The sequence below is a fragment of the Bradyrhizobium sp. Leo114 genome (assembly GCF_055229415.2).
Genome location: NZ_JBUYEN020000041.1, coordinates 35,351 through 50,042, shown reverse-complemented (window position 1 = coordinate 50,042; position 14,692 = coordinate 35,351). Strand labels below are relative to the sequence as shown.

15 protein-coding genes and 4 pseudogenes are annotated in these 14,692 nt (G+C 62.3%); 11 read left to right on the top strand and 8 right to left on the bottom strand.

What is annotated here, in order from left to right; translation table 11 throughout:
• Window positions 1–141: 141 nt before the first annotated feature.
• Together ACZIRK_RS34815 and ACZIRK_RS34810 are read left to right on the top strand one after the other, a co-directional pair.
• Window positions 142–507, top strand: a pseudogene (locus tag ACZIRK_RS34815) (thiaminase II/PqqC family protein); the annotation flags it as partial.
• Window positions 508–739: 232 nt separating this feature from the next.
• Window positions 740–1,825, top strand: a complete 1,086-nt coding sequence (locus ACZIRK_RS34810; RefSeq protein WP_474419011.1) for an integrase core domain-containing protein — start codon at window positions 740–742, stop codon at window positions 1,823–1,825.
• Here ACZIRK_RS34810 and ACZIRK_RS34805 read toward each other — a convergent pair.
• Window positions 1,793–1,948 (bottom strand): annotated as a pseudogene (locus tag ACZIRK_RS34805) (recombinase family protein); the annotation flags it as partial. The gene ACZIRK_RS34810 and the pseudogene ACZIRK_RS34805 overlap by 33 nt on opposite strands.
• On the opposite strand from ACZIRK_RS34805, the gene ACZIRK_RS34800 reads away from it, so the two are divergent.
• Entirely contained in the window at window positions 1,874–2,047 is a 174-nt protein-coding gene (locus ACZIRK_RS34800; protein WP_165435511.1) for a hypothetical protein, read from the top strand. The pseudogene ACZIRK_RS34805 and the gene ACZIRK_RS34800 sit on opposite strands and share 75 nt — an antisense overlap.
• A gap of 269 nt (window positions 2,048–2,316) precedes the next feature.
• The gene (locus ACZIRK_RS34795; protein WP_130229286.1) at window positions 2,317–2,541 is read left to right on the top strand and encodes a hypothetical protein; all 225 of its coding nucleotides are present in this window, start codon (window positions 2,317–2,319) and stop codon (window positions 2,539–2,541) included.
• 236 nt (window positions 2,542–2,777) lie between these two features.
• Here the strand turns inward: ACZIRK_RS34795 and ACZIRK_RS34790 are convergent, their stop codons facing one another.
• From ACZIRK_RS34790 to ACZIRK_RS34765, 6 genes and pseudogenes are all read right to left on the bottom strand, one after another.
• Window positions 2,778–2,882 carry a DUF1236 domain-containing protein gene (locus ACZIRK_RS34790; protein WP_349645123.1) on the bottom strand — a complete coding sequence of 35 codons (105 nt, stop codon included), beginning with the start codon at window positions 2,880–2,882 and terminating at the stop codon, window positions 2,778–2,780.
• Between the two features lie 55 nt (window positions 2,883–2,937).
• Complete coding sequence (locus ACZIRK_RS34785) at window positions 2,938–3,150, bottom strand: ATP-binding cassette domain-containing protein (RefSeq protein WP_130229288.1); 213 nt, start codon at window positions 3,148–3,150, stop codon at window positions 2,938–2,940.
• A 33-nt stretch (window positions 3,151–3,183) separates the two neighbouring features.
• Window positions 3,184–3,375 (bottom strand): annotated as a pseudogene (locus tag ACZIRK_RS34780) (hypothetical protein); the annotation flags it as partial.
• 162 nt (window positions 3,376–3,537) lie between these two features.
• Window positions 3,538–4,515 carry an AAA family ATPase gene (locus tag ACZIRK_RS34775; protein WP_474419010.1) on the bottom strand — a complete coding sequence of 326 codons (978 nt, stop codon included), beginning with the start codon at window positions 4,513–4,515 and terminating at the stop codon, window positions 3,538–3,540.
• Window positions 4,516–4,823: 308 nt separating this feature from the next.
• The gene (locus tag ACZIRK_RS34770; protein WP_474419009.1) at window positions 4,824–5,828 is read right to left on the bottom strand and encodes a catechol 2,3-dioxygenase; all 1,005 of its coding nucleotides are present in this window, start codon (window positions 5,826–5,828) and stop codon (window positions 4,824–4,826) included.
• Between the two features lie 46 nt (window positions 5,829–5,874).
• The gene (locus ACZIRK_RS34765; RefSeq protein ID WP_474419008.1) at window positions 5,875–6,468 is read right to left on the bottom strand and encodes a substrate-binding domain-containing protein; all 594 of its coding nucleotides are present in this window, start codon (window positions 6,466–6,468) and stop codon (window positions 5,875–5,877) included.
• A gap of 13 nt (window positions 6,469–6,481) precedes the next feature.
• Between ACZIRK_RS34765 and ACZIRK_RS34760 the strand changes: the two are divergent.
• Both ACZIRK_RS34760 and ACZIRK_RS34755 read left to right on the top strand, forming a co-directional pair.
• Window positions 6,482–6,709, top strand: a pseudogene (locus ACZIRK_RS34760) (helix-turn-helix domain-containing protein); the annotation flags it as partial.
• A gap of 602 nt (window positions 6,710–7,311) precedes the next feature.
• Entirely contained in the window at window positions 7,312–8,094 is a 783-nt protein-coding gene (locus tag ACZIRK_RS34755; protein WP_474419007.1) for an integrase core domain-containing protein, read from the top strand.
• An 86-nt stretch (window positions 8,095–8,180) separates the two neighbouring features.
• Here the strand turns inward: ACZIRK_RS34755 and ACZIRK_RS34750 are convergent, their stop codons facing one another.
• Window positions 8,181–8,816, bottom strand: a complete 636-nt coding sequence (locus tag ACZIRK_RS34750; protein WP_474419006.1) for a TetR-type transcription factor C-terminal domain-containing protein — start codon at window positions 8,814–8,816, stop codon at window positions 8,181–8,183.
• Window positions 8,817–9,187: 371 nt separating this feature from the next.
• On the opposite strand from ACZIRK_RS34750, the gene ACZIRK_RS34745 reads away from it, so the two are divergent.
• The 5 genes from ACZIRK_RS34745 to ACZIRK_RS34725 are packed head-to-tail and all read left to right on the top strand — an operon-like array spanning window position 9,188 to window position 14,687.
• The gene (locus ACZIRK_RS34745; protein ID WP_130231297.1) at window positions 9,188–10,036 is read left to right on the top strand and encodes an ABC transporter ATP-binding protein; all 849 of its coding nucleotides are present in this window, start codon (window positions 9,188–9,190) and stop codon (window positions 10,034–10,036) included.
• Window positions 10,033–10,839 (top strand): ABC transporter ATP-binding protein, encoded by an 807-nt coding sequence (locus tag ACZIRK_RS34740; RefSeq protein WP_130231295.1) that lies wholly within the window; start codon window positions 10,033–10,035, stop codon window positions 10,837–10,839. The genes ACZIRK_RS34745 and ACZIRK_RS34740 overlap by 4 nt, the downstream gene beginning before the upstream one ends.
• Window positions 10,826–12,769 carry an AMP-dependent synthetase/ligase gene (locus ACZIRK_RS34735; RefSeq protein WP_474419005.1) on the top strand — a complete coding sequence of 648 codons (1,944 nt, stop codon included), beginning with the start codon at window positions 10,826–10,828 and terminating at the stop codon, window positions 12,767–12,769. The genes ACZIRK_RS34740 and ACZIRK_RS34735 overlap by 14 nt, the downstream gene beginning before the upstream one ends.
• Complete coding sequence (locus ACZIRK_RS34730) at window positions 12,769–13,641, top strand: branched-chain amino acid ABC transporter permease (protein WP_130231291.1); 873 nt, start codon at window positions 12,769–12,771, stop codon at window positions 13,639–13,641. Before ACZIRK_RS34735 ends, ACZIRK_RS34730 begins: the two co-directional genes overlap by 1 nt.
• The gene (locus tag ACZIRK_RS34725) at window positions 13,641–14,687 is read left to right on the top strand and encodes a branched-chain amino acid ABC transporter permease (RefSeq protein WP_130231289.1); all 1,047 of its coding nucleotides are present in this window, start codon (window positions 13,641–13,643) and stop codon (window positions 14,685–14,687) included. Before ACZIRK_RS34730 ends, ACZIRK_RS34725 begins: the two co-directional genes overlap by 1 nt.
• Window positions 14,688–14,692 lie beyond the last annotated feature (5 nt).

The window sequence follows — 14,692 nt, the reverse complement described above, 5'->3', positions numbered from 1 at the left end:
TCTGACGACGTCCGTTCACAGGTGTTGAACGGAAGATCACGGCACGCGGCCAAAGGGACGCGATTGACCTGAGCTGACCTCGCCCATCGGTGACGATTCCGACGACCTCTACGCGCTTAAGTGAACGATTTTGGCACGCATGACCTTGAACAAACCCCTCCAGCGGTCGAGATGCTGGCCTACACGCTACGTGCATGCTGGAATGCGCGGTGATCTTCTGGCACTCAAGGTGGCGCCCCTGCGTGATCGGGTACGCGGAGATCGCGACGCGGCTTGCATCTCGACCCGATGCGGACGCTAGGACGAATTCCTAGCGCGTGGATCGATGAGTATGCCGGCGGGCCATACCAGAAGGTCGCCGCGAAGGCGCGGGCGTCTTTGGAACATTCCGCCGATCTCTACGCCACACCGGCTCGCGAAACAGAGCTGATTGCGATCTTCAAGGAAGCCACCCGGCTCGAGGCAGGCTTCTGGGAGATGAGCTGGCGCGTGGGCCAGCGTGTTGAATCACCATCAGCAATCGTCAATCTCAAGCCCATAGGTCAAAGACTCAAATTCCGTCTTAGCGTTCCTCGATGCTATTGCGAGCCTCGTGGTCGTTTGTCCAGATTTCTAGGTTTGGGCGCCGATGTCGCCTTCTGGCCCATCGCTGCCGCCGACGCGGTAGCGCCACACGTCCTGTGTGTACCGAAAACCTCATTCGAGTTGATGACGTGATGGAATCGCCTAAGCTGGCGGAATGATCGGGCTGTTTTGCTTCGTTCTTTCCGCCCTGGCCTCTCCATTCAAGTCGAAGTTGCGGCTTGAAGCGGAGAACGCGGTGCTTCGACATCAGTTGATGGTCTTGAGGCGTAGGCTGCATGGTCGCGTCCGGCTCACGAACCATGATCGCTGGTTCTTTATCCAGCTGTATCGCTGGTTTCCATCAATCCTGAAAGTTCTTACCATCATCCGGCCCGAGACGCTCGTGCGTTGGCATCGTGCCGGCTTTCGCTGCTACTGGCGTTGGAAGTCGTGCGCACGGGGAGGGCGACCGAAGATCGACACGGAGCTCCGCGCGTTGATCCGGCGGATGAGCGGCGACAATCCGCTCTGGGGCGCACCACGTATTCACGGTGAACTGCTCAAGCTCGGGTTTCAAGTCGCACAGTCAAGTGTCGCGAAGTACATGGTCAAGCGGCGTGGGCCGCCACATCAGGGATGGCAAGCCTTTCTGCGAAACCACGCTCCGGACATCGCCGCCATGGATCTGTTCGTGGTCCCGACCATTGGCTTCAAACTGCTGTACGGCTTCGTGATCGTACGGATTGACCGTCGAGAGCTGATCTGGATCAACGTCACAACCAACCCCACGGCGGAATGGATCGCACACCAGATCACCGAAGCTTTTCCTTGGGATGGGGCCCCGGGTTATATGATCCGTGATCGCGATCGGATCTATGGCGCCGTCGTGACACGGCGATTGCGCGCCATGGGCATTCGAGACAAACCGATTGCACCGGCGTCACCTTGGCAGAATGGCTTCGCCGAACGGCTGATCGGATCGATTCGGCGGGAATCTCTGGACCACATCATTGTCCTGGGCGAGGTGCATCTGCGCCGCATTCTGAAATCTTACGCCCATTACTATAATGGTACGCACTCACCTATCCTTGAACAAGGACGCGCCGATATCACGTTCCGCCGAGGCAGCAGGACGCATTCTGTGCCGTCCGATCCTGGGTGGACTGCATCACCGATATGCTCGCGTTTGATTTGCGGTAGGCACAGGACGGGTCGTGCTCGACGGCACGCCGCGCAGACCCCGACGCGTCTTGTCCGCTAGATCTTTCAGGAACAGGGCATTCATCGTGCCCTTCAGCCCGACGTGGAGATGCGTGACGTCGCCCTCCGAAAGCGTGACGATCCGCACGCCGGCGAAGGCCATGCGCTTGAAGAGCCCTGCAATGTCCTCTTGATCGCGGCTGAGCCGGTCCGCGGCGTTATGCGCGAGGTAGGGATAGGCGTGAACGACGTTGTCATCGGCCTCAAGGATATGCTAAAATAATTCGGTCTCGCTCTGACGTTGAGCGGCTGCCATGCAGTTTCGAGTGAGCCCGGCCTTCACAGGTCGGGCTTTTGCGTTTCGAAGTTCGATAAGACAGGGGCGGGGCTCGTGCGGAGCGCCTTACCGAAAGGCAAGCACCACAGTCTCGTCGGTCAATTCGCGTCGCAACCACGAAACTCGCGGCATTCCTGTAAGCAATCTTTAAGCCGCACTGGGTACACCTTGTTCAACGAAACGATGGGCACGCCAGGACAAACAGGAGCAGGCTGATGGACACCGAGCAGAAAAACGTCGCTCTGGACGACGAGACGCTGGAGACCGTGAACGGCGCAGGCCTAAAGGAAGCCCTGGGGCGCATCGCCGAGTCGACGATGAGCGATTATCGAAAAGGCGCGGACATCGGTAGCTACGGCGGAGATCTCGGCAGAGGCATCGGCGGCTATGTCGGAGCGAACATCGGTCTGATGAAAGGCATCAAGAACGAGATTTTCTAAGCTCACTCGGCTTATGCTGAAGGAGAAGCCGAACACCGGCCTACCATTGTCAGGGTTCGACGAGGCTTGAGGTTGACGTATCTCCGCTTGCGAGAATGGGCCTAGCCGGAAGGGTGGCCGCTAAGCCTCGTCGGGCATCTTCGCTGCGTACGGCGGTCGACAACAAATAGCTCGCGCCCAAAGGAGCGGGCCTTGTGAATGGTAACAGGCGCGTGCCGCTCGCCAGCCTGCAGCCATCACTCGATGATCCGGATGATGCGGCGTGTGTTCGGATCCACCAGCACGGTGCGTTCGTTCACGACGGTATAGCGATAGCCACTCACGCCGTATCCTACGGGCACCTCACGGTAACCGGGGGCGATGGTCAGGATCGCCTCGCCAGCATCGCCGACAATCTCAAACGGTGCGCATCAGCGTCGACTTGCCGGAACCGGAGGTGCCGACGATGCCGACGAATTCGCCGGGGCTGATCCTGATCGACACGCCGTCGAGAACGGCGGGGCCGTCGGCGCGATAGATGAGGGGCTCGAGGTCATTGCGATAGTGTCCTTTGGCAAGGCGCCGCTCTCGTGCTAGGATACTAACTAATTGATATTGTTCGCATAACATTGATTATGGAATATATTCCTATTTTCCGAACGCCGAAATTCGCTGGTTAAGACCTTGGGAGAAGATATCCAGGTCAGGCACGCGGGCCGCCAGTCGCTTCGTGCGTTCGGCCCAGTCCCGTCCGCTGGTTGCCAGAGTCGCCATATCGCGCTTGATGTCCTCCATGACGGCGAACCCGTCTGGATAGCTGACCAGCACCTTGAGAACCGTCACCTGGAAGTTCACTGCCCCACCCGTACCCGGCTTCTGCGAACTTGCTTCCATTACATTTTAGGGACATTCGATAGCCCCTGTCGACCCACGACATTCATCCGCTAAGAAGTTCGGCGGCCCCGCGCGTCGTCGGCGCCGCTTCGTGATGGAAGCATTTCGATTCCGGCGCGCACGTCACCATCGACCGCCTCTATAATCGGACCTCAGATAGTCTCCGCCATTTCTAGGTACCGGTAGAATGCGTTCGCAAGCGCCATCTGACGAGGCGTACGACAGTCGACTTCGAAAAGACGAGGCGACGCCGCCACCACACAGATGCACTTCGCGCGCGAGGTCGCGACGTTCAGCCGATTGGCGCTGTAGAGGAACTCCATCCCGCGCGGCGCATCTGGGTGCTCGGACTCCGGCATGGCTACCCTGGATCGGTTGCTCGAGCTGTCTGGGATCTCCCGACAAAACGACGCTACGTGCGGCCTGTGACACGGCCAAGACGTGCGCGAGCGACATCTGCGCCGCCTCGTCGACGAAGAGCACGTCCACGCTGTCCGCGGCGTCGGGCCTCGCCCAGAACCATGCGGTCGCATCGCCGACCCGGCAGTCGGCATTCAGGGCGTTCAGGAACGCTCCGTTGTCGATCGTGAATCTGAGACCCGGCCGGTCTTCCTCCCTGTCTGAGAGCTTCTGCAGGCATTCGACGGCGAACCCTTGTTCGCGCGAAGCGACGCCCACCTCGTCGAGCAGATGTCGGATCACCTTGTGCGAGTTCGCGGCGATCCCGATGGTCCGTCCCTCTCGAGCGAGCGCCAGAATCATTCGGGCTCCCGCGAAAGTCTTACCGGCGCCGGGCGGGCCCTGCACGGGAAAGACGCTTTCATCGAGATCCAAGGCTATGCGGATCGCGGCCGCGACCGCGGGCTCACCGTCGACCTGCAATTGCCCGCTCCGCAGGCGCGGAGCGAGCGCCATCAGAAGGTGCCGCGCCGCTCTGCAATCGCCGTCGCCTTGCATTCCGTGGTCCGCGACGTACTCGCCAGTCCGCATCAGCGAGTCCGCGAGCACCTGCGTGTCGACGAAGTTAAGGGCGACGACCGCCTCGGGATGAAGTCCGGCGGTATCGGCGCGCTTCTTGATGTCGATCGTGCGGTTGTCCAAGGAGACCGCCACGACGCGTCCGAACTTGTCGCCGCCGACGCTCCTGAGATCGTCGTCAGCCCGGATGTCGGTGCCTGCAGCGCGAACCGATACCGATGCACCGGTGCCTCGGGCGTCCCGCCGCACGGCTCAAGGAACTCAAGGTCCGCCAGACCGTCCCGCTCGTGAACGGGACGGACCTCGTGAACGCATAGAGCGGTTCGAGCTTCTTGATAGAATAGCTGTCGACGCTGGCGCGAACGGCGTGATGCATGACCGAGAACAGGTCGACGAAGATCTCCGCTCGGAGCAGGTCGTCGACCTCGTTCTCACGCGTCGCGTAACGGGCCGAGTCGGTCTTTCGCCATTTTCGTCGCTGTGTGCTGCAGGGGAGGCGTGCCGTGAGTGTGGAAGCTTTCGATGGTTTTCATTCCCCAGGCCTGGCCCTTCTTGCGCTCCTCCTCGGTCCAGATGATCGGCGTCCAATCGGGCGCCAGCACCAGCCGTGCACCGGCGCTGGCAACCTCTACGCGATTGCCGCCCGGCTCGTAGACATAGAGAAAGAAGGTCTGCTGGACGGCATGCTTGTGCGGACCGGTCTCGATGAACACGCCATTCTCGAGGAAGATGTCAGCGGCACGCAAAATATCCTCGCGGCTGTCGAGCGCGTAGGTGATGTGATGGAAGCGGCCTTTCACCCCGTGCGCCTCCCGCGTGTAGGCGAAGTCGTAACTCTTGTTCGTCGCCGTGAGCCACATGCCGGCTTCGGTGCCGTCGTTCAACACGATCAATTCGGTCGGACGGAAGCCCAGAAAGTGCTGAAAGAATTCCCGGTTCTGTTTGACGTCGACGGCGAGGCAGTTGAAATGATCGAGCCGGCGCACGTTGATGCCACGCGCAGGAAACCGTTGCGCTTGATTCTTCAGGGCCGGCCGCAAAGCGGGAGGCGCTTGGTACCATTCCGTCTCGTAATAGAGCTCGATCAGGTGCCCGTCGGGATCGCGAAATTGATAAGCCGGCCCGTGGCCCAGTTCGCCCTCGTGCCAACCCACTTCGTAGCCTGATCCCTTGAGTGCGTTGACGCGACGTTCCAGTGCCTGCGGGCTGCGGGCGCGAAAGGCGGCATGACCAAGTCCCGACGTCTGCGATGCTGTCAGCTTGAGCGAGTAGCGCTCGTAGTCGTCCCAGCCGCGCAGATAGACGGAATCTCCCCGACGCCCGCTCTCGGTCATTCCCATGACATCGACAAAAAAGCGCAGGCTCGCCTCGGGCTTTGGCGTCAGCAGTTCCAGATGGCCGAGATGCGCCACGTCCATGATCGGCTCGTCGTGCATGTATAGACTCCTCGCTCAGGATCCGAAGATCGAATGACATCCGGCGCTAGGCAGGTTCAATGCCGTGCCGGCGTTTCGCCTGCTCCGCTTCGGCCGAGACCAGATAGCCCACGAACCGGCGCGCCGCCTCCGGATTGGACGACGCACTGCTGACTCCGGCCGAGAACACCGTCATTGCCTGAACCTCCGGAGGCAGCGCGTCGATCACGTCGATGCCCGGCAGATCGAGCAGTTCGCTGAGCTGCTGAAAGCCGAGATCAGCTTCGGCTCGCGCCACCATTTCGCCGACCGGCACACCCGGCGGAGCCTGCAGCGCGCGTGGCGCAATCACGTCGGCGATGCCCCATTTTGCCCAGAGGTGCTTGAGATGGTCGCCGCTCGGCCCACTCGAATAACAAATCCTGCGCGCATTCAGGATCGCCTGCTTGACGGCTTCCTCGTTGGCGACATCGGGCCGACCCGCGCCGGCGCGCACCGCCATCGCCATCGCTGAGCGCGCGAAATCAGCGCGGCTGCCGGAAACGAGATAGCCTTCCGCTTCCAGTAGCTGCATGACGTTACCGGCGAGAACGACGACATCGGCCGCGTCGCCGGCGCGGATTTTCCTCGCAACCTCCACACCGCCCATCGACGCGAGCACAACCCGGCATCCGGTGAGCCTCACCGCCTTTCACAAGTATTTCAAGCACATGACATCGCTCACGCCTGGGCAATATCAGAAGCGGCTCCGGCTAGTCGAAGCACGCCGCCTCATGCTTGAACAAGGCTTCTCGGCAAGCAGCGCCGCATTCGACGTGGGCTACGAGAGCATCTCGCAATTCACTCGCGAATATGGCCGCCTGTTCAAGGCGTCGCCGAAGCGTGACGTCCTCCGCGTGCGAGACTGGCCACAGAAGTCGAATGCAGCAATCCATCCAATTCCTGCTGCTCAACTGGTCACGGAATGGAGCAGCGACACCAATAGTCGACATGTGAGTGTCGTTCGCAGTTCCTCAAGCGCCTGGGCGCGCGGCAAGTTCGTTCGGAACCTTGGCCCATTGAGGACGCGATCGCGAAGCATCACGCGGCGGCGGTGTGTGCCAACCGGTGCGCCGAAATCGCCATCCACAGGCCAAGAGTCGCCGGGAGACCACCGATCAGGAACACGGACGAATAGCCCGAGTTGATCGGCCAGCACGCCGAGGAGCGACTGTGTGTACCGAAAACCTTATCCGAGTTGATGACGTAATGGAATCGCCTAAGCTGGCGGAATGATCGGGCTGCTCTGTTTCGTACCGGCCGTCTTGGCTTCGCCTCTCAAGTCGAAGAGCCGACTTGAAGCAGAGAATGCGGCGCTCAGACATCAGTTGATTGTCTTGAGGCGTACGATGCGGAGTCGCGTCCGGCTCACCAACGATGATCGCTGGTTCTTCGTTCAGCTGTATCGCTGGTTTCAATCGATCTTGCAGGTCCTCACGATCATCCGGCCCGAGACGGTCGTGCGTTGGCACCGGGCCGGCTTTCGCGGCTATTGGCTTGGAAGTCGCGCCCGATCGGAGGGCGGCCGCCGATCGACACGAGGCTGCGCGCGTTGATCCGGCGGATCAGCATCGAAAATCCGCTGTGGGGCGCGCCACGCATCCACGGCGAACTGCTCAAGCTCGGGTTCGAGGTCGCGCAGTCCAGCATCGCCAAGTACATGGTGAATCGACGCGGGCCACCCAGCCAGGGATGGCGGATCTTCTCGCGTAATCACGCGCCGGACATTGCCGCCATGGATTTGTTCGCTGTTCCGACCATCGGTTTCGACCTGCTCTATGCATTTGTCATCATCCGGCTCGACCGCAGAGACCTCGTCTGGATCAACGTCACAGCAAATCCGACGGCGGAATGGGTTGCACGTCAAATCACGGAGGCATTTCCTTGGGATGAGGCTCCGCACTACCTCATCCGTGATCGCGACCGGATCTATGGCAGCGTCGTCACGCGCCCATTGCGCGCCATGGGCATCCGGGACAAGCCTACCGCACCAGCCTCGCCTTGGCAGAATGGCTTTGCCGAACGGCTGATCGGATCGATCCGGCGTGAGTGTTTGGACCACGTCATTGTTTTGGGCGAGGCGCATCTGCGTCGGGTCCTGCAATCCTACGCCGACTATTACAAGAACGTGAGAACGCATCGATCCTTGAACAAGGACGCGCCGATTTCTCGCCCGGTTCAGCGAACCGGTGCGATCAGTTCACGCGCCATCCTGGGCGGACTTCATCACCACTACGCCCGAGCTTAAGTTTTCGGTACACACACGGCTCGCTTTGAGCATCGGAAAGAAGAGCTTCCAGACGACGATGGGCACCGCCCCGCCGTACGAGGTGCTCACGCGCCTTGCCGAATGGTGTTCTTCTTTAGCGCTTGAGACGTGGGCGCGACAAATCCATACAAGAACAGGTCCACGATCATATCGGCGAATTCGGTCGGAGTTATGCCGCCGGCCGGGTCGAACCAAGTGTGGCTGAAATTCAGGATGCCGAACAGCATCATCGTGTAGATCTTCTTGGTCCGCTTGACGATCTTGCCTTCCTTGTCCAGCCGGATCAGGAGATCGGAGACGATATCGACGATCTGCCGCTCGAGCGACTTGATCATGGCCTGCTCGGATTCGCTCAAGAACGACAGGTCGTTCAGAATCAGCCGCTGCTCGTTCGATGAGCGGGCATTGAGCTCGACGGTGGCGCGGATGGCGGCGCGAAACTGATCCAGCGTCGTGGACTTGCTGGCGATCGCGGCTTCGACGTCCGCGATCATCCGCCGGACATGCGCATCGAGGATCGCGAACAGGATCGCTTCCTTGGACTGGAAGTAGTGGTAGAGGGCGCCCCGCGAAAGCCGGCAGGCTTCGGCCAATTCAGCGATCGAGGCACGCATGTAACCCTGCTGAGCAAACAGCTCGCAGGCGGCGGTCAGAATGCCATGCTGGATATCGTCGTAATTCTCAGAGCGAGTCCGCGCCATCGCAACCTTTAGTTCCGTCCGTGAATTTCAGAGGAATCGAAATCAAATTCCCCTACATTTTTGGTTACTTCCGACCCCGGCGAGGCGCAATGATATTCGGCCCCGGAGAGCACGATATCCTGCGAAATCCATCCAAAAATTGTTTGAACGGCCGGTTGGATTATATTATATTGCGAGCCAATAGCAATTTGACCGGCGGATCCCACCGCAGGCGCTGCTTTGGGGAGGGATGTCGTGCGGAAACTCGAGCGAAATGCCATTGCGATCGACGCTGTGGCGGGCGGACCTGACATGGCCGCGCAACCCGCTGGCGGCGGCGATGTTTGCCGGGCGCGGCCTGCCTGCACGCTCTGATCAGGCAGCCTCCGGTCATGACGATCTCCACCCAGGCATTCCCGAGCAGCGATCCGGCCCCATTGGCGCAAGAGGGCCTGCTGGAATTCCGCAACGTCCGCGTCGTCTATGACAACGCGATCGAGGCGGTCCGCGACGTGAGCATCGCGGTGCCGGCCGGCGGCATCGTCGCCCTGCTCGGCTCGAACGGCGCCGGCAAATCGACGCTGCTCAAGGCGATGTCCGGGATCCTGTACACCGAGGAAGGCGAGCTCGAAAACGGCTCGATCAGCTTTCGCGGCGAGAGCGTGGGCCACCTTGCCCCGGACGAGCTCGTCCGGCGCGGCATCGTGCAGGTGCCGGAGGGCCGCCGCGTCTTCCCCGCGCTCACCATCGACGAAAACCTGCAGATGGGAGGGTACACGCGAAGCGCCGCCGAGACCCGCACACAGCGCGAGAAGGTGTTCGCCCTGTTTCCCCGCCTCTACGAGCGACGCGACCAGATCGCGGGCTACATGTCGGGCGGCGAGCAGCAGATGCTGGCGATCGGCCGCGCGCTGATGACAGGCCCGGTGCTGCTGGCGCTCGACGAGCCCTCGCTCGGGCTCGCGCCGCTGATCATTGACCGCATCTACGAGGTGATCGCGAAGCTGCGCAACGAGATGAAGCTGACAGTGCTGCTCGTGGAGCAGAACGCACAGCGCGCGCTCGACATCTGCGACTATGCCTACATTCTCGAAACCGGACGGGTCGTGCTCGACGGCACGCCGCGCAAACTCAGCGCCAACGAAGACGTGCAGGAATTCTATCTCGGCGTGTCGGGCTCCGGCAGGAAAAGCATGCGTGATGTCAAGCACTACAAGCGGCGCAAGAGGTGGCTCTCGTGAGCCCCCTGCTCTCGGTCGAAAACCTCAGCAAGAGCTTCGGCGGACTCAAGGCCGTCGCCGACATCAATCTGTCCGTGATGGCCGGTGAGATCTGCAGCGTGATCGGTCCCAACGGCGCCGGCAAGACGACCCTGTTCAACATGATCAGCGGCGTCCTGCGTCCGAGCGGCGGACGCGTCGTGTTCGACGGCACGGACATGTCCCGCGTATCGCCCTCGCGCTTCGCGGCCATGGGCATCGGCCGCACCTTCCAGAACCTCGCCCTGTTTAAGCACGGCACCGCCGTCGAGAACATCCTCACCGGCCGCCACACCCACCTTCGCTCCACCGTTCTTGATGCCGTGCTCTACTTCGGCCGCACGCGCAACGAGGAGATCGAGGCCCGGCGCTACGTCGAACGGATTATCGAATTCCTCGAGATCGAGCATATCCGCGACGCCGTCGTCGGCACGCTCTCCTACGGGCAGCAGAAGCGCGTCGAGCTCGCCCGCGCGCTGGCCTGCGAGCCGAAACTTCTGCTGCTGGACGAGATGGTGTCCGGCATGAACCAGGAGGAGACCGAGGACATCGCGCGTTTCGTGCTCGATATCCGCGACGAGCTCGGTATCACCGTCGTCATGATCGAGCACGAGATGCGGATCGTGATGGACATCTCCGACCGCGTCCATGTCCTGAATTTCGGCCGCAAGATCGCTGGCGGCACGCCCGACGAGGTGCGGCGCGATCCGGCCGTCGCGGAGGCCTATCTCGGCGGACATCGCTCGCAGGCGCCGGCAAAGGCGGATTCCCATGTCGGTGCTTGATATGCTGCGGACGGTTCATTCGGCGCCATCTATGGATGCAAAGTGCGGTGCCGGCGCCCGCGAGGCAACATCACTCGCAGGACTGGAGCGCGCGCTGCAGAACGCGGCCATCACCATTCCGCAATTGCTGCGCGAGCGCGCAGCGCTGCAGGGCGACGGGCTGGCGCTGCGCGAGAAGGAATACGGTATCTGGAACCGCTATTCCTGGCGCCACTATTACGAAACCGCCCGCGCGGTCGCGCTGGGCCTGCTCTCGCTGGGCATCAAGCCGGGCGACCGGGTGGCGATCGCGGGCGAGGATACGCCGGAATGGTTCTATGCCGACCTCGGCACCCAGATGATCGGCGCCATCGCGGTCGGCATCTATCCGACCAACCCGTGGGTCGAGCTGCAATATATCGTCCGGCACTCCGGCTCCCGCATCGTCGTCACCGGCGACCAGGAGCAGACCGACAAGGTGTTGGAGGCCATGGCGAAGGAGGGCGGCCTGCCCGCGCTCGAGGCGATCATCTGCATCGACATGAAGGGGCTGCGGCACTACCGCCAGGAGCAGCTCGTGTCGTTCGACAAGCTGTGCGAGCTCGGCCGGACCTATGCCGCCGAGCATCCGGAAGCGAACGCGACGCTCGAGCGCCTGATTTCGCAGGGCGCGCCCGACGACACCTGCATCCTGGTCTATACGTCCGGCACCACGGGCCCGCCGAAAGGCGCGATGCTGACCCATCGCAACCTCATCTACTCGGCCTACACCTATGCCGGCGCGGTCGGCATCGCCGACAAGCAATTCGAATCCGTCTGCTACCTGCCGCTCTGCCACGTTGCCGAGCGCTGCTACTCGGAGGTGATGCAGCTCGTGCTCGGCGGCATCGTCAGCTTCGCCGAATCGATCGACACCGTCGCGCTCAACATCCGCGAGATCGGCCCGACCATCTTCGTCGGCGTTCCCCGCATCTATGAAAAGCTGCAGCAGAACTTCCTGTTCAAGCTCGGCGAGAGCGGACCCCTGCGCCAGCGCATCACGCGCGCCTGCCTCGCGCTCGGCCGCACGCTGTCCGACCGCCGCCAGCAGGGGCAGAGCTCCTGGACCGACCGGCTGCTTTACGGCGCGCTCTACCTCCTGATGTTCCGCAACCTGCAGCGGCATCTCGGGCTTGCCTTCAGCCGCCACCGGCTTTGCGCCGGCGCCTCGATCTCGCCGGAGACGCTGCGCTTCTTCGACATCATCGGCCGGCCGGTGTCGCAGGGCTACGGCCTGACCGAATCCGGCGGCGTCGCCTTCATCCAGAACGAGACCCATCACCGCATCGGCGGCTGCGGCGTGCCGATGGTACAGACCGAATGGAAGCTCGATTCCGACGGCGAGATCCTGCTGAAGAATCCCGGCGTGTTCAAAGGCTATTTCCTCGACGAGAAGGCCTCGAGTGCGTCGATCGAGCCGGGCGGATGGCTGCGCACCGGCGACATCGTCGAGGTCATCGACAATGGCGAGATCACGGTGGTCGACCGCAAGAAGGCCATCATCATCACCGCCGGCGGCAAGAACATCGCGCCCTCTGAGATCGAGAACACGCTGAAGGATTCCGAGTTCGTCAAGGAAGCGATCGTGGTCGGCGAAGCCCGCAAGTATCTCGGCGCGATCATCCAGATCGACTACGACAATGTCGGGCGCTGGGCGCGCGATCGCGCCTTGCCCTACACCAATTACAAATCGCTGTCGCAACTGCCGGAGGTGCATGAGCTCGTGGAGCGGATCGTTAGCGAGACCAACAAGCGCTTCGCCCGTGTCGAAAACATCCGTCGCTTCGCTATCCTGGAGAAGGAGCTCGACCACGACGACGGCGAATTGACCGCAACGCAGAAGGTTCGGCGCGCCATGATCGAGAAGAAGTTCGCGCGCGAGCGCACGATCATCTATCCGGCGGAGGGCTGATGCAGTACCTGATCCAGCTTCTGATCTCCGGGCTCGCCATCGGCGCCATCTACGGGCTGATCGCGATGGGTTTTGCGGTGATCTACAAGTCGACCGGGCTCGTCAATTTCGCGCAGGGCGAGATGACGATGATCGTCGCCTATGTCGCCTGGACCATCTCGACCACGATCAGCGGCAACGTCGTCGTGGTCGCGTTCGGCGCGATCGTCGCGGCGGTCCTGCTCGGCCTCGTCATCGAGCGCGTGGTGATGCGGCCGATGCTGGGCGAGCCGGTGTTTTCGACCGTCATGGTGACGATCGGGCTCGCCGTAATCCTGCGCTCGTCGATCAACTTCATCTGGGACGCCTATCCGCACGCGCTCGATCTCGGCGTCGGCCGCGACGTCGTCCGCATCGGCTCCATCGGCGTGCGCACCGGCCAGATCGCCGTGATCGCGACCCTGCTGCTGCTGCTCGCGGGCATTTGGGCCTTCTTCCGCTACTCCAAGTTCGGCGTGGCGATGCGGGCGGTGGCGGCCGACGACCGCACCGCGCTCTTGATGGGCATCAGCGCGCCGCGCGTCCATGGCTTCGCCTGGGCAGCCTCGTCGGCGATCGCCGGCATCGCTGGCGTGTTCTTTGCGATGTCCTACGATCTGTCGCCCGCGATGTTCCAGCTCGGGCTGAAGGCCTTCCCGGCCACCATCCTCGGCGGCCTCGACGCGGTGCTCGGCTCCGGCCTCGGCGGTCTCTTGATCGGCATCACCGAGAACCTCGCCGGCGGCTATGTCAGCTCCGGCATGAAGGAGGTGGCGGGCTTCCTCATGATCATCATCGTGCTGATGATCCGCCCCTTCGGGATCTTCGGCGAACGCGACATCGAGAGGGTCTGATGCGCACCGGCGATTTCAAGCAAACCTATGGCGAGCTCGTCGCGTTGACCGATTCACCGCCGGTGTGGCTGTGGTCGGCCGTGCTGCTGCTCGCGCTCATCCTCGCACCCTACGTCCTCAACACCTACGCGCTGTCCTTCCTGATCATTATCCTGATCACGGTTGTCGGGGCGCTCGGCCTCAACATCCTGACCGGCTATACCGGGCTAATCTCGCTCGGCCATGTCGGCTTCCTCGTCACCGGCGCCTATGCCTACGCGGTCGCCGTGTCGAAATTCGGTCTGCCTCCGGCCGCGGGCTTCGTCGCCGCGGGCGTCGTCCCAGCCATCGCGAGCCTCGTCGTCGGGGCGCCCTCGCTGCGGCTGAAGGGGCTTTATCTGGCAATCACCACGCTCGCCTTTTCCTTCATCATCAACACGCTGATCCTGGAGGCGCGCTGGCTCACCAATGGCGCGCGCGGCATCTCGGTGCAGCGCCCCACCCTGTTCGGCATCAGCTTCGAGAGCGACGCCGCCTTCACCTGGCTCTGCCTCGGCTTTGCCCTGGCCGCCCTGTTCGCCACGCTCAACATCCGGCGCAGCCGTGTCGGGCGGGCCTTCGTCGCGATCCGCGACAACGACACCGCCGCGCGGGTCATGGGCATCAACCTGCATGCCTACAAGCTGCTTGCCTTCGTCACCTCGGCCTTCATCACCGGCCTCGCCGGCGCGCTCTACGGCATCTATCTGTCCTTCGTCAGTGTCGAGGGCTTTCCGTTCCTCCTGAGCATCGAGGCGCTCGCGATCCTCATCGTGGGCGGACTGGGCTCCGCGCTCGGCGCCGTGCTAGGCACCATCCTTATCGTGCTCCTGCCCGAGGCCACGCGGCTGCTCTTCAACCTGTTCAGCGCGCAGATGGACGCCATGTTCACGACCGGCGCGCAGGAGCTGAAGAGCATGCTCTACGGTCTCGTCATCATCCTGTTCCTGCGCTTTCAACCGCGCGGCCTGGTCGGCACCTGGCACGACATAAGACGGTTCTGGGTGCACTGGCCGCTGCGCTACTGAAACAA

What these genes read in the sequence shown, in the direction of transcription:
- ACZIRK_RS34745 (WP_130231297.1), top strand. Translation starts at nt 9,188, where the DNA reads ATGACGATCTCCACCCAGGCATTCCCGAGCAGCGATCCGGCCCCATTG.
- ACZIRK_RS34795 (WP_130229286.1), top strand. Translation starts at nt 2,317, where the DNA reads ATGGACACCGAGCAGAAAAACGTCGCTCTGGACGACGAGACGCTGGAG.
- ACZIRK_RS34735 (WP_474419005.1), top strand. Translation starts at nt 10,826, where the DNA reads ATGTCGGTGCTTGATATGCTGCGGACGGTTCATTCGGCGCCATCTATG.
- ACZIRK_RS34810 (WP_474419011.1), top strand. Translation starts at nt 740, where the DNA reads ATGATCGGGCTGTTTTGCTTCGTTCTTTCCGCCCTGGCCTCTCCATTC.
- ACZIRK_RS34770 (WP_474419009.1), bottom strand. Translation starts at nt 5,828, where the DNA reads ATGCACGACGAGCCGATCATGGACGTGGCGCATCTCGGCCATCTGGAA.
- ACZIRK_RS34750 (WP_474419006.1), bottom strand. Translation starts at nt 8,816, where the DNA reads ATGGCGCGGACTCGCTCTGAGAATTACGACGATATCCAGCATGGCATT.
- ACZIRK_RS34730 (WP_130231291.1), top strand. Translation starts at nt 12,769, where the DNA reads ATGCAGTACCTGATCCAGCTTCTGATCTCCGGGCTCGCCATCGGCGCC.
- ACZIRK_RS34800 (WP_165435511.1), top strand. Translation starts at nt 1,874, where the DNA reads ATGCGTGACGTCGCCCTCCGAAAGCGTGACGATCCGCACGCCGGCGAA.
- ACZIRK_RS34725 (WP_130231289.1), top strand. Translation starts at nt 13,641, where the DNA reads ATGCGCACCGGCGATTTCAAGCAAACCTATGGCGAGCTCGTCGCGTTG.
- ACZIRK_RS34785 (WP_130229288.1), bottom strand. Translation starts at nt 3,150, where the DNA reads ATGTTATGCGAACAATATCAATTAGTTAGTATCCTAGCACGAGAGCGG.